Genomic DNA, 14,801 nt, shown 5'->3' with positions numbered 1-14,801 from the left:
AGAAACAGGGGGCAGGTGCTAGCTCATTGAAGTATTTCCTATCCCGCCCTTTTTTTCTTTTTTAGGAAAGTTAAGGGTAAAGGTGGTTCCTTTACCTTTGCTTTTATACTCTTGGACACCCTCGAGTTGATCACTTAAGACTGCTATTAAATGCATTCCTAAAGATGACTCTACTTTTTCCATTTTATTTTGTGGCATCCCCACCCCATTATCCGCTATCTCTATATAGATTTGGCTGTCTTTTTCTTTTAGCTTAAATATGATTTTACCATCTTTACTAGCTTTAAAAGCATGCTTATACGCATTGGTAAGGACCTCATTTACAATAAGTGCGGCAGGAATGGCAAGATTGATATTAAGAGTAACCGGATCGCATTGAATATCGACGACAATTTCTTTATCTGTGAGGTAAGTATCAGATACATTTTCAACCAGTTTTTTTAGAGTTTCTGAAAACTCAAGCTGGGAGAAACTGTTGGATTGATATAATAATTCATGAACCGAAGCCATGGTTTTTATTCTTGCTACACTGTCAAGTAGTTGAGCTTGCAGTTCCTCATTATCAGAGCCGAATGCTTGTAGCTGCATCATGCCTGAAACAACGGCAAGATTATTTTTAACTCTATGATGTATTTCAGCCAATAGGGTTTCTTTTTCTTGAAGGAATTTTTCAAGCTCTGCATTAGTTTCAGCTAACTCTTTTGTGTGTGCTTCGAATTCTCGGTTCAGCTTCTGCAAGGAATTTTCATACTCTTTTTGTTTTGTTAGGTCAGTCATTGCACCGACAACACGAATAACCTCTCCTTGATTATTTTTCATGAAAATTGCGCGGTCAATTACATAAGCGTAAGTCCCATCATTTTTTTTGAAGCGATATTCTTCAAACCAATTCTTTTTAGAAGAGTCTTGCATGTAAGTTTCGATATTCTGAACTACACGGTTCCGGTCTTCCGGATGTATTAAACTCGTCAGGAAATCAAAACTTGGCTTTATTTCTTCGAGGTCATATCCAAAAAGCGTTTCAAAACCTTTACCCCAAAACAAATCTCCGGTCTTGATATTAAAGTCCCAAATTGCATCATTGGTAGCTTCAGTAACTTTCGCAAACCGCTCATTAATTCTCCTGATTTCTTCCTCATTTTTCTTTCGGGCAGTGATTTCTTTAAAAAAAACTGAAATTCCTTCAGAAGAAGGATATGCACTTATATCAAACCATTTGTCGAGGGTGGGGTAGTAGTCTTCGAAGTCGACATTAATTTTTTGATGCATAGCCCGATGGTAGTTTGTATAGGATGGCAAATCGACAGCATCCTCAAAGATATCCCACAAGTTTTGATCCAGTATCTTTTGTTTTGGAGTCTGAAGCATCCGCTCGGCGGCTTGGTTCCAATAGGTCACCGTCCAGTTTTTGTCTAATGTGAAGAAGCCATCATCTATACTTTCAAGGATATTTTCTTTTTCTTTATAAGCTGCTTCTAATTCCAGGTTCGCTTTTTTACGTTCGCTTATATCCTTAAAATAGACTGAGAGTCCATTTTGTGAGGGATACGCACTCACTTCAAACCATTTTTCTGCAGCGGGATAGTACTCCTCAAAATGAACGGTTACTTGTTCTTCTATTGCTTTATGATATTGTCTGTAAAATTCCAGGTCTATTGCATCTTCATATTTATCCCAAAGAACTTCACCGATCATTTCTCCTTTGGTTTTATATAGTACGTTTTCAGCTTCTTTATTCCAGTAAGTAACGACCCAATCATGATCCAGTGCGAAAAAGGCATCCCCAATACTTTCAAGGATCGTTTCCTTTTCTTCAAAAGCTTCTTCAAGTGCTATTTCAGCTTGTTTCCGATCATGAACATCCTGGATACTACCGTAAATACGCATGCAAGCACCTTCAACTATTTCCGGTTCTCCTTTTACCCTTACCCATCGGTCATTGCCTTTTTTAGTTAATATTTGCAGTTCTTCATCCCAGGATTTGCCATGTTCTCTGGCTTCATCAAGAACCCTTCGCACAATTTCCTGACTCCCATCATTTTTATAAAAGTTAATACCCGTTTCGAGATCTGGATTATAATCGGGTTCTACTTCATGAATTTCTTTGGTAATTGTTGACCAATAAATTTTTTCATTTTTCAAGTCAACTTCCCAAGCACCAATCCGTGCCATTCTTTGAACTTCATTTAATAAATGCTCGAGTTCTTTTGTTTTAGTTATATCCCTGCCGTAGGCAAATACAGAGCCGTCTTCATCAATAACTTCCGAAGAGCTCCATGAGATCCATCGGTATTCGCCCGACTTAGTTTTATACCTATTTACGAAATGATTTGCTTGTCGCTCACCTGTTATTGTTTCCTCATATTCCATTTTAGTTTTATTGATGTCATCAGGATGAAGGAAGTTTTCAAAGTTTTGCGAAGTAAGTTCTTCTTCAGAATAACCCGTTAATTGGCTGAAGGCAGGGTTTACTTTAATAAAACGTCCATTAGGAGAGGTGATAGCGAGAATTTCAGTAGCACTTTCAAACAGCAATCGCATTTCTTCTTCTTGCTGTTTCCTTTTTATCTCGCTTCCTAAAAAAGTTTGAAGTGCTTCGTACAGATAGATTTTACTCTTGTTCGCTTCTAAATTTTGTTCACTGCCTAATACGAGCACTCCAATAACTTCATCACTATGCAGGAGGGGGAGTCCGAAAGCTGATTTAATTCCGGCTTTAAAAGCAGCTTCGTTGCGTATGAAAAGCTCATTTGCTTTCTCAATATCCCAGCTTTCTATGGTTTTATTTTCCCATGCTGTTCCTGGTAGTCCTTCTCCCAATCTAAATTGTTTTATATGTTTGCTTTGTTTGTAAAATTTTTGCCCCTTTTTATCTGAAGAGTAATTAGAAATGAGGTATAGATGGGAATCCTTCTTACTTTTAATCCAAATTTCTGCTGTATTAAATTTACCAAACAGGGCAAGATGTTCTAAGACTTTGCTGAGAATGGGTTTAAGGTTTTCATCACTCTTAAAGTATTTAGCAACATTTTGTTGAAGCCGGGTTTGAATTTCATCTTTTTTATTTTCCGAAATATCACGAATAGCCCCAATCATTCGAGTTGCTTTTCCGTCAGCATCACGGATTATGAAACCATTTTCGAGTACATAAGCATAAGAGCCGTCGGATTTTTGCAAGCGATATTCAAACTCCCAATGGTTTGTGGATGAATCTTTAAGAGTAAAATTTAAATCGCGATAAGTTTCTTCAAGGTCATCGGGGTGAACGAGTTTTTCCCATTCTTTGAGGGGAAATTTTTCTTCTCCCGGTTGATGTCCAAACAAAGTTCTGAAGCCTTCTCCCCAGTGCAGGTTATCTTTTTTAATATCCCAGTCATATATGGCATCACGGGTTGCTTTGCTTACATAATTATATCGCTCCAGGCTTTTTTGCAATTCTTCTTCGAACTCTTTTCGCTCCGTTATGTCAGTAAGCGATCCGGCTATACCGACCACTTTGCCGTCATTTTTAAGCGGTGTTTCATGAACTTCTACCCAAATTATATCCCCGTTTGCCTTACGTAACTGCAATTCGTAAGGTGGTTGTGATTCCCCTGTTTCAATAGCTTTTAAAGTAACTGCTTCCCCTTTTTCATTGACGGGGTGGTCGGTGACATAGTCTGTCCAGTCTCGAATTGCTTCTTCGGGAGTATATCCCAAGAATTCGGTTGATTGCTGACTCACATAGGTTAGATTACCCTCTGTATCATGCTGATAGAACATATTGGTGCTGTGTTCTACTACATTTCGATATTTTTCTTCAGCTTGTTTGAGGGATTTTTCTGCTTGTTTTGCTTGAGTAATATTTCTTGAAAAGCAGGCTACTCCGGTTATCTCATCTTTGTCGAAAATAGGGTTAAAGCTTGTTTCATACCATTCCTTATCATTTCGGGGTTCAAAGGTTTCAACACGAAAGCTTTCTCCGGTTAGAGCCCTTCGGTAGTATTCTTCCCATGTTTTTCGATATCCTGTTTCTTGAACTAATCCTTTGAAAACAGGATCTCCTGGTTTGATGTCTATCCCAATTTGTTCGTTTATTGCTTGAACAAGAGATTCATTTGCAGTAATCAAATTTAAATCTCTGTCAACGCTCCAAAGTAAATCGTTAGTGTTATTAATGAGAGCTTCTTTGTTTCGGCGTTCAAATTCGCGTTCAAGCTCGACTTTTCGCAGGTCTGTGGTTTCCCTGAAATTATAGACTATCCCATTAATAGCCGGATCATTTAGCATATTGGTAATAGTTCCTTCGAACAAATGCCAGCTCCCTTGTTTAACTTTTATTCGGGCAGGGGGGGAGCTCAGAGGAACACTGGGATTATCTAGACATTTTTTTATTTCGGCCCTCATCATTTCTATATCATTGGGATGAACATTATCGAGCATATTGAATTCGAGAGCTTCTTGCTGAGTGTATCCCAAGACATTTTTAATGGAAGGAGAGGCATAAAAAGGATTACCGTCTGGGTCTAGGATAAAAACGATATCATTTCCATGCTCTACCAAGGCCCGGAACTTTGCTTCATTTTGTTCCAGCTCTAACTTGGCTTTATGTTCTTCTGTTTTTTCTAAAAGTGAAATAAATGAGCCAATGATATTTCCTTGTTCGTCTTCAGCTGGCTTATATTTAATAGTGAAATATCGTTCTGTGCCATCTTTAGCTTTTGCCGGAATTTCACCTGCCACGGTTTCCCCTTTTAAAACACGCTTGTAAATTTTTTTTACAGTTTCCTGACGTTCGGGTTGTGCATACTCTAAAACAGAGTCCCCCTTTTTTACCTCAATTCCGAAGATATCCTTATAGTTTTGAGCAAAATGATCGTTAAAGTTCTGAACAATCAAATTTTCATCTATAAGAATAAAACTGTCTTCAGAATTATTCAGCATTAATCTATTAGCTCTTTCACTAAGTACTTGCTCTGTAATATTGGTTGCTGAATTAATGATAAATTCTATATTTCCATCCTCATTAAGAATAGGAGTATTGATGACTTCCCAATAGATTTCATTGTACTGGCCATCATCCAATTTTATGTCATACCTGATGGCATCCATTTTATCCTGCTTTTTTTCAGCAATGACTTTTCTAAAGGAATTTCTGAGGCGTTCTACACCTGTTGGTTTTATCTCTTCAGGATTTTCAGGAAAGGATTCAAACAATGAGTTACCAATCAGTTCCTCCGTTTTTGTTTGAGTCATTTTTGTATAAGCCTCGTTTACTTGTACGAAAGTAAACTTGGGATCATCTGGTAAAACAATAGAAGTTGGAGTAGGGGTTGCCTTGAATATTTGAATAATTTTTTGTCTATCTACCATGTCTTCTATTTTTCCGGAGCTTGAATACCAGCGATTCTAATAACGACTTAATTAACTGAAGGTTGGGTAACTATATAAATTTTTAATACTTAATAAGCTAGTACATATGATTTTCTTCAATGGGTATATAATTTTCAAATATTAAAATAAATTAATAAAAAGAGCATAACAATAATAAAAAAAGCCGCAAGATTATTGCGGCTTTCTTAACTTCACAAAGGGGAATAGTACTAGAAATATATTGACGCAGATACTCTTGCCATTGTAGAAAAGTTAGTAGCGCTATCACCGAACAGTAAGTTCAAGTTTCCATCTGCACTTACGCTGAATTGATCTGAGAAGAAGTATTCAGCTCCATAGCCAACTCCAAGGTTAAAGTCGGTTACAGAATTGTTTACGTTGCTAAATGAAGTGTTAGAGAATCCAAGAGTACCAGTAAAGTAAGGAGATATTGCGTTCGTCATCCCGGTATAGAAGCGAGGACGAATCCCAATAGCGATATTAGTAGTTTGATCTTGGGTTGAATTGATTCCAATGTAGGGAGCCAATGAGAAACTTTGGTTAAGCATATATGGCACTTCAATGGAAGTTTGACCCGTGAAATTTGCTCTAAGTCCAACGGTTCCCTCATCCGGGATAGATTGAGCTTGAACGGCAATTGTTAGAATTGATAAAATTACCAGTGAACCAATTTTTTTGATAACAGTATTCATATGAACTATGAGTTAATTAGAGTTTATGTATTACAGGATAAGTTGAACCTGTATTTGTTTCAAATTAATTTAATCATCTAGTCCATATAACTCACTAATTTGTTTATAGTTCCGATAATCTATGCCTTTTCCTCGAACAATTGCTTCCGGAGGGATGGCAACGACTCTCAGTACGTCCCGGTCAAATAGTTCAGTATTAACCTGATTATTTCCAGCTACTTCACCCTCAACCACTAAACTGAAGTTATCGATATCAAAATAATAGCGCAGGTTTACCAGATCATTTTCAAAAGGGATAGAAAATGGCAGTGCTTGCCAGGCTGTGGTGCCTTCAAAACGGATGTATCCTAATACCATTCCATAGTCAACCATTTCTTCATCAAGATTATCCCAGCCATAGTCTGCTACAGCAATAAAATCATCCTCATAAACAAAATCATCAGCACGAATAGTGATGGTACTGGAGAAAACTAGATCAGCTTCACCCTCTACGTCATTATCATAAATTGTACAGGATGAGAGTATGAACAAACTAAGCAGGATCAGAACTAATTTTAATACTTTCATAGCAAACTCCGTTTCTTTTGGTGATGTTCAATTAAGAACTTTCCTAAGAGTAATGAGACAGTGGCTATGGAACTATCGCATGTTCAGATTAGGCAGTTCATGCGATCCCGAAGAATATATTTGCTGATTTTTAGACACAAAAAAACCGGCCGAAGCCGGTTTGGAATTTTTGGGAAAACTTTAATTTTGTGATTCTATACTTAAAGGAGATGTGTATAGGCATACATTCCAGCTGCAATCAATATAAAATTCAGAATGCTAAGAGGAAGTAAGCGTCCCCATCCCAGTTTCATGACTTGATTGTATTTAAAGCGGGGTATTGTCCAGCGTACCCAAATAAATACAAAGCACCAGAATATAACTTTACCCATGAATACAGATACATCCAGGATTCCTTTTACCATCGGGCTTAATTCAGGAAGCCAATATCCGGCAAATGGGAGATGATAGCTCCCAAAGAAAAACGTAGTTATTAAAATACTTCCAATAAATACATGCATATATTCAGCCAGGAAGAACATTCCGAATTTCATTCCACTGTACTCGGTATGAAATCCACCGACAAGTTCCTGTTCCGCTTCAACCAAGTCAAAAGGTGTACGGTTAGCTTCTGCAAAAGCAGCAATTATAAAGATAATAGCTCCAATCGGATTGATAAAAACATTCCACAAATGTTCTTGAGAAGCAGCTATTTCCACAACACTTAAAGATCCTGCTACTAAAACAACGGAAGCTACGGCCATACCCATTGGCAGTTCATAACTGATCATTTGGGCAGCAGCACGTAATCCACCGAGAAGAGAATACTTACTGTTGGAAGACCAACCGGCCAAAGTAACTCCATAAACACCCAATGAAGCTACTGCTAAAATAAAGAGTACGCCTGCATTGATATCAGTAACGTACAAAGTTTCTCCAAATGGGATTACAGCTACCGACATAAGGGCCGTGATTACAGGAATCATTGGAGCAATGGCATGGATGGTTTTATAGCCTTGAGCAGGAGTAACATCCTCTTTAAGTAGTAATTTTACGACATCAGCTATAGGTTGAAGGAGTCCAAATGGTCCAACACGGTTTGGCCCAACACGGTTTTGTATAAATGATGCGATTCGACGCTCAGCATATACCAAAACCGCTGCTGAATTAAGGTAAGCAAACACACCCAATGCCAGCACAGCTACCCAGGTTGGGACAAATAACAATCCAAAAATATCAATTCCACCTGTACTCATTTATGCAGTAGCCTCTTCTTTGTTTGAAGGGTTAAGGTTTATGCCCATCTCATTATCCATACGCTCAAAACTAACGTTTTCAAAGGCAGAAATTGAGGAGGCTATTTCATCCATGATTTCACGGGAAGAACCAAAAGAAATATTTAGTCCCATTCGCTCAGAAAGTTGATTCATGATATCCCAGGCCGGAGCACAATCAACTTTATTGTCTTCAGTAACCCAGTTATCAAAATTAGTACCATATCGGTCCAAGCGTCCCTGAGACATTTCCATATCAAGACTTCTATGGGTGTATTTAGTTTCTTTGGCAGGGTAGGAGCGCTGAATGCGGCCATCCACATTTACATAACTTGCTGCATGTTCAGCAATACAAGTGACCGGGATTACCAAATCAGCTGCTTTACTGGTATCACTTTCATTTGTTGAAAGCAATATGCTATATGTGCCTTCGAGATCTGACGTTGAAATCACATCACGATCTATCAGTTCATCAGAAAGCATGATCACAATCTTGGCCTTTTTAACTTCAGCGTTAAGATTGTCGCTCTCTTCGTAGCCCAGTAATTTCACCCCATTGGTATTAGGAGCCTGATCGTCTGTCAATAAGAAATCATCACCGGTCCCTTCAATAATATGCGGTGCAAACTTGAAGTTTTTAACACCCCACAAGTTGAATACTTTCATTAGTGCATAATTTTCTTCCACTGAAGCGTGTGCACTTCCAATCACCAATACATCTTCGGGTTTGTGCGATTCTAAAGTTTCAGCAAAAGTCTCAATAGCATTATTCCAGGATGTTTTAGACTGATTATCCCCATCCAACTTGATGGCTGGGCGGGAGATACGGTTTTCATTAAATCTTCTGTATGCATCCCGCCCGGCATCCGGCATCCAATGATCATTAACTTCCCCATTGTATCTCGGGGTGATTCTTAAAACCAGGTTATCCCGTGTCCAAATATCAATATTCGTTCCCTTTCCATTGGTTACATCTATGCTTGGAGTTTGATTCATTTCCCAAACACGGGCTTTAAATCGGAAATCAGAAGAAGTGAGGGCTCCTACAGGACAAATATCTACCGTATTCATAGAATAAGGGTCATCAAATTCACGCCCCGGGGCAGTAATCGGATAATTTTTATCACCCCTGGAAGTTATCGTCAGCTGATGCGACTCACTAATTTCATCTGTAAAGCGGACACACCTTGTGCAGTTAATGCACCGTTCAGCATCCAGTGTAACTCTTGGGCCAAGCTCAACACGTTTAGGTTTGTGAACTTTTTTAACCTCAAAACGACTGCCTTCGGGGCCATATTTATAGGTTTGAATCTGAAGGGGACATTCTCCGGCTTGATCACATATGGGGCAATCCAAGGGGTGATTCACAAGGATGAGTTCCATGGTGTCTTTCTGAGCACGGGCCACTTCTTCGCTTGTCTCCTGAGTATGAACTACCATACCATCCTGCATTTGTATAGTACAGGATGTTTGCATCTTTGGAAACCAACGAATTTCTCGTTCGCCATTTTCATCCAATTCATACTCTCCGGTATCTCTGTTTTTAACCGGGGTTCCTACCTTTACAAAACACTGCCGGCAGTTAGCAGGTGCGCTCATTGAAGGATGATAACAGAAGAATGGAACTTCTTTACCATTGTCTAAAATGAATTGGAGCAGGCCCTTATCAGTACCTTCTTCAAATTCGTATCGTTTTCCGTCTATAAATATTTCTGACATATTAGATTGTTGATTTATGATTTTTGATTGATGATTCAATCAAAAACAATCATTTTCTTTGAGCTGTTTTTCTGGAGACTATAAAAATTGATGCTAACTCATTTGCTTCCTTTAAAAGAGGTTCAACCAATTGTTTTGGTTTAAGTTTCTCATCAATTATAAACTGCATCCAGAATTCACTTTCATCAGCTTCTTCAATAACTATGCTCAATTTTGCGGTAAAAGCTGCTTTACTATGAGCAATGCAAGCAGCCCTGTAATTTGCAGCAACTGAAGTTCCGCATCGTATCAGTTGCCTTTTTATGTGATCACCCAGATACGATTTTGGCAAACTAACAGCCAACTTAACACATCTGTGTGCAAAATCTTTTGTCCTTAATATTAAATCATCCTTATTCAAAATTGTTGATTTTCGATTTGTGACTGTTGATCAGAACAAATCAACAATCATCAATAATAAATCATTAAGCTACAGCATGAACTGATTTTTTGCATCGTGCTTCAAATTCATCTCTGAAACGGTTAATGGTATGGCGAACCGGCCATGCGGCGGCATCAGCCAACGCACAAATTGTTCGGCCTTCCATTTGGGTGGTTACATCCAAAAGGAGATCTAAATCTCTGATTTCACCATCACCATTTTTAATTTTCAATAGAATTTTTTCAAGCCAACCGGTTCCGTCACGGCATGGGGTACATTGACCACACGACTCATGATGATAGAAGTGTGAAATCCTCCAAAGCATATCCACCATATCGGTGTCTTCATCCATCACTATCATGCCGGCCGTTCCCATCATGGAACCGGCTTCCCTAAGGGAATCAGAATCCATTGATACTCCCTCCAATTGGTCGGCCCTCAAAATAGGGGTGGAAGAGCCACCCGGAATCAACCCTTTTAATTTTTTACCGCCTCGAACACCTTGAGCTACATCATTAATCAAATCCATAACAGGAACACCTGATGGCAATTCATACACCCCGGGGCGATTTACATGTCCTGAGATTCCATAAAGAATTGGTCCGGGATGGGATTCGGGGCCGATTGCTTTAAACCAATCAGCTCCATTATTTATCACAAGGGGGACATTTGCCAGCGTTTCTATATTGTTAATAGTAGTTGGGCGTCCCCATAATCCTTTTTGGGCAGGGAAGGGAGGTTTTACGCGTGGATATCCTCGCTTACCTTCCAATGACTCAAGCATTGAAGTTTCTTCACCGCAAATATAAGCCCCGGCTCCGCCTGTGATATAGAAATCAACGCTATAATCAGTACCGAATAAATTCTTGCCGATATATCCTTTTTCATGAGCATCAGCCAACGCTTTTTCCATCATCTTAATCCATGAGTGATATTCACCTCTCACATATACATAAATGGTGGTTATTTGCATTGCATAAGCTGCAATTAAGGCCCCTTCGATAAACAGGTGCGGATTGTATTCAAAGATTTTACGGTCTTTAAAAGTACCAGGCTCAGATTCGTCTCCGTTACAGGCAAGATACCGTGGCCCTCCATCCGGCTTGGGCATGAACGACCACTTTAGCCCGGCGTTAAAGCCGGCCCCACCTCGTCCACGAATATTAGCTGCTTTTACTTCATTGACTACACTTTCGGGAGTCCAGTCATTGCCCTTTACTACTTTTTCGAGAGCTTTATATCCGCCATTTTTCTCATAAACATCGATTTTCTCGAGGTGAGGAATGTCAGGAATAAGTACCGGTTCAAATGATTTCCAATCAGCAGCCATAGTTAAATATTTCTTTTTTCGAGGAGAGGCATTCCTACGGATTCAAATTCTGGCATTTTACCTTCTTTTAGCTCGTCAATTACCTTATCTAATTTTTCTTCGGTCAGATTATTGACATAAACATCATTAGTAATTTGCATCATAGGTGCATAGCCACATGCACCAAGGCACTCTACCGATTGTATACTGAACATTCCATCTTCAGTAGTTTCTCCGGCTTTAATACCCAGCTTGTCTTCTAAATAGTGTAACATCTTATACCCACCGCAAAGCTGACAACTGGTGGTAGTACAAACATCCAACACGTATTTCCCTTTTCTTTCTTTATAGTACTGAGTATAGAAAGTAGCCACACCGTGCACATGCGATTCCGGTAAATCCAGAGTTTTAGCAACCAGGCGTTGAACGGGAGGTTCAACATGGCCAAAGCGCCGCTGTGCAACCCAAAGAGTGGGTAAGGTAGCCGGCATTACGGTTGGAAACTTCGCCTTTATGATTTCAATTTCCTGTAGGTCTTCTTTTGTGAATTCGTAGGTTTCTTCCATTTATTTATCTGCTTCTCCCATTACGGGGTCAATTCCACCAATTATTACTACGGTATCGGCAACCATTTCTCCATCCAGAATATTTTCTAATACCTGAAGGTTTCGGAATGAAGGAGCATTTATTTTTAACCTCCATGGGTGGCCGGTTCCGTCACTTTGAATAAAATATCCTAATTCACCTTTTGGTGATTCTACGGCATGATATACTTCTTTTCCTGCAGGAGGACAAATACCGGTATCGGTCATCATAAAATCGTGAATCATTCCTTCCATAGAATAATACACTTCATCTTTAGATGGGTACGCTTGTTTGGCATTATTAGTACGAATTGGGCCTTTCGGCATTTTATCAAAACATTGTTCGATAATCTTTATGCTCTCGGCCATTTCTTCCATACGCACAAAATACCGTGCTAAATTGTCACCTTCGAGGCGGGTTGGTATTTCAAAATCTACCTTATCATACCGCAAGTAGGGCGTAATAATACGTTGATCAACAGCATACCCGGCTGCTCTTAAAACCGGTCCAGTTGCCCCAATATCCAAGGCATCCTCGGTTTTTACAATACCGACATCTTTATTTCGATCTATAAAAATTCGATTGCGATCCAAAAGTCCATGCCAGTCTTTAAGTTCCTGAGGAAAGGTTTCCACAAATTCTTTAATTCGGGCTACAGCATCATCGGTGAAATCATTAGCAACTCCACCAATTCTGGAATGTGAAACCGTAAATCGGTGTCCGGCTACTTCATCAAAAATATCGTAAATTTTTTCACGCTCTCGGAAGGTCCAGATAAAGAAAGAAATGGCTCCCGCATCCATCACCATAGTTCCTAACCAAAGAAGGTGAGAAGAGATGCGAGCCAATTCCGAGCAAATCATACGAATATACTGGGCGCGTTCAGGCACTTCTACTTCAGCTAACTTCTCAACCGCTAAACATAAGGCTACATTATTGCTGTATGGAGAAAGATAATCCATGCGGTCTGTATAAGGCATGAATTCCTGATAAGTTTTATTCTCTGCAATTTTCTCAACACCGCGATGGAGGTATCCAATATCGATTTTTGTTTTTTCGATGAGTTCTCCTCTTAACTGGAGAATCAATCGAAGCACACCGTGAGTAGCAGGGTGTTGAGGCCCCATATTCAAAATCATTTTGGAATTCAGTGGATCTTCACTGTCAATTTCCTCAATGGTAGTATGCTTGTCTTCAAGGCTTTTATAAATACCTCGTTGATGCTCTTTAAAAAAAAGTGGTTTTACCTTACTGTTAATATCTGTGGGTTTCATGCCTTACTCCGTATCTGGGGTTGTGTTAGGCAGTTCAATGGAACCGGGAATACCCAACAGCGGAAATTCTTTTCTAAGGGGGAAGTATTCGTAATCTTCCGGCATAAATATTCTGCGATGATCCGGATGTCCCTCAAAGCGAATACCAAACATATCATAAACTTCACGTTCATACCACCCCGCAGCTTTCCAAATGGGAGTCACGGTTTTAACAACAGGGTTTTCTTCTTCAACTCTTATCTTTATAAACAGACGGTCGCGACTTCTGAGGTTCATCATATTATAAATAACTTCAAATCTTTCATCTGAAGTGTACCGATCGGTTCCGAGTATATCACAAAGAAAAATAAAGTGATGCTTTTCCTTGAGGTACTTACAAAGTTCAACAATATTTTCAGCTTCTGTGCGAATGTAGGTATGATCACAAGACTGGTAGACTTCAATCAAATCTTCCGAATAGTTAGAAGAAAGCCCGTCAACTACGCCTTGTAATGTGTCGTTCAATTCTAAACTCATATTATTAGGTATCCAATAAAACGGAATGCTCGGTTTTAATTTTATCTTGAATTTTCATCAATGCATGAAGAAGGGCATCCGGTCGGGGAGGGCAGCCGGAAACATAAGCATCTACCGGTAAATAATTATCTACACCCTGAACTACTCCATAACAACGGTGCATTCCTCCAGTTGAGGCACAGGCTCCCATAGCAATACACCACTTTGGATCAGGCATTTGATCCCAGATTCTGCGAATGGCATGCGACATTTTATAGGTCGACCAACCTGCCACAATCATCACATCACTTTGTCGCGGAGAAAAACGCATAACCTCCGATCCAAATCGTGAAGCATCGTATCGAGGCCCTGCAAAAGCCATCATTTCAATAGCACAACAGGCTAAGCCCATTGGCATTGGCCATGCAGCGTTTGCTCGTGCCCAGTTTGTAAGAGCATCAATTTTAGTTGTAAAAAAACCTTCACCAAGTGCTGATTCAATTCCCATGGTATCTACTTAAGCTTTAAAATGATTTAAGTCCCAATCTAAGGTGCCTTTTTTAAGTGTGTAAAGCAGCCCCACGAATAGTACTGTGATAAATAGCATCATCGCCATAAAAGTTCCGAAACCTAGTTCAAGATATCTTACCGCCCAAGGGTATATAAAAACAACCTCAAGGTCGAATACAATAAATTCCATGGCAACCAGGTAAAAACTAATGGAATAGCGATCTCTGGCTTCCCCAACCGGATCCATACCACTTTCATATGGATTCAACTTGGTTTTATTGGGGCGGAAGGGGCCGAGTATTTTGGATAAAGCCAATAATACAAAAGCCAAAATGACGGCAACGACAGCAAGAATTAAAATCGGAAAATAATTTTCGAGCATATTCTGTAATGTTCTCAGTTAATGGGCTGAAAAGTTAGCCTCAATGTTTTGCAATGTCAACGAAATTGGGCGAGAATATAGCCTTTATTTGAATTTTTATGGAACAAAATTCGAGGAAAATTCAATAAAACTTCTCAAAAGTAATAAAGTTACTTTATTAAACACCTAAGTTTAAGACTTAAACAAAAATCATTACCTTTATAACTAACTTTTAAACGCTT

The 14,801-nt window shown here is 39.3% G+C and carries 12 protein-coding genes; all 12 read right to left on the bottom strand.

Features of this window, described 5'->3' with window-relative positions:
• Positions 1 to 18: 18 nt before the first annotated feature.
• Positions 19 to 5,352: a PAS domain S-box protein gene (locus HUJ22_RS04595; protein ID WP_290874556.1), complete on the bottom strand. Its 5,334-nt coding sequence runs from the start codon at positions 5,350 to 5,352 to the stop codon at positions 19 to 21.
• A 230-nt stretch (positions 5,353 to 5,582) separates the two neighbouring features.
• Positions 5,583 to 6,065 carry an outer membrane beta-barrel protein gene (locus tag HUJ22_RS04590; RefSeq protein WP_290874553.1) on the bottom strand — a complete coding sequence of 161 codons (483 nt, stop codon included), beginning with the start codon at positions 6,063 to 6,065 and terminating at the stop codon, positions 5,583 to 5,585.
• Between the two features lie 69 nt (positions 6,066 to 6,134).
• Positions 6,135 to 6,632: a hypothetical protein gene (locus tag HUJ22_RS04585; protein WP_290874551.1), complete on the bottom strand. Its 498-nt coding sequence runs from the start codon at positions 6,630 to 6,632 to the stop codon at positions 6,135 to 6,137.
• A gap of 200 nt (positions 6,633 to 6,832) precedes the next feature.
• Complete coding sequence (gene nuoH, locus HUJ22_RS04580; protein ID WP_290874548.1) at positions 6,833 to 7,867, bottom strand: NADH-quinone oxidoreductase subunit NuoH; 1,035 nt, start codon at positions 7,865 to 7,867, stop codon at positions 6,833 to 6,835.
• Positions 7,868 to 9,604, bottom strand: a complete 1,737-nt coding sequence (locus HUJ22_RS04575) for a 2Fe-2S iron-sulfur cluster-binding protein (protein WP_290874545.1) — start codon at positions 9,602 to 9,604, stop codon at positions 7,868 to 7,870.
• A gap of 49 nt (positions 9,605 to 9,653) precedes the next feature.
• On the bottom strand, positions 9,654 to 10,004 hold the full coding sequence (locus tag HUJ22_RS04570) for a four helix bundle protein (protein WP_290874542.1): 351 nt from the start codon (positions 10,002 to 10,004) through the stop codon (positions 9,654 to 9,656).
• Positions 10,005 to 10,068: 64 nt separating this feature from the next.
• Positions 10,069 to 11,355 carry an NADH-quinone oxidoreductase subunit NuoF gene (nuoF, locus tag HUJ22_RS04565; RefSeq protein ID WP_290874539.1) on the bottom strand — a complete coding sequence of 429 codons (1,287 nt, stop codon included), beginning with the start codon at positions 11,353 to 11,355 and terminating at the stop codon, positions 10,069 to 10,071.
• A gap of 2 nt (positions 11,356 to 11,357) precedes the next feature.
• The gene (locus HUJ22_RS04560; RefSeq protein WP_290874536.1) at positions 11,358 to 11,900 is read right to left on the bottom strand and encodes an NAD(P)H-dependent oxidoreductase subunit E; all 543 of its coding nucleotides are present in this window, start codon (positions 11,898 to 11,900) and stop codon (positions 11,358 to 11,360) included.
• Positions 11,901 to 13,193, bottom strand: coding sequence for an NADH dehydrogenase (quinone) subunit D (gene nuoD, locus HUJ22_RS04555; RefSeq protein WP_290874533.1), 1,293 nt, complete (start codon positions 13,191 to 13,193; stop codon positions 11,901 to 11,903).
• A 3-nt stretch (positions 13,194 to 13,196) separates the two neighbouring features.
• Positions 13,197 to 13,709 carry an NADH-quinone oxidoreductase subunit C gene (locus HUJ22_RS04550; RefSeq protein WP_290874530.1) on the bottom strand — a complete coding sequence of 171 codons (513 nt, stop codon included), beginning with the start codon at positions 13,707 to 13,709 and terminating at the stop codon, positions 13,197 to 13,199.
• Positions 13,710 to 13,713: 4 nt separating this feature from the next.
• Positions 13,714 to 14,196: an NADH-quinone oxidoreductase subunit NuoB gene (gene nuoB / locus HUJ22_RS04545; RefSeq protein ID WP_255135729.1), complete on the bottom strand. Its 483-nt coding sequence runs from the start codon at positions 14,194 to 14,196 to the stop codon at positions 13,714 to 13,716.
• 9 nt (positions 14,197 to 14,205) lie between these two features.
• A complete protein-coding gene (ndhC, locus tag HUJ22_RS04540; RefSeq protein WP_290874525.1) occupies positions 14,206 to 14,580 on the bottom strand; it encodes an NADH-quinone oxidoreductase subunit A in 375 nt (124 codons plus the stop codon).
• Positions 14,581 to 14,801: the final 221 nt, after the last annotated feature.

Source organism: Gracilimonas sp. (assembly GCF_014762685.1).
Taxonomy (GTDB): domain Bacteria; phylum Bacteroidota; class Rhodothermia; order Balneolales; family Balneolaceae; genus Gracilimonas.
This window is presented reverse-complemented; position numbering and strand designations above follow the sequence as displayed.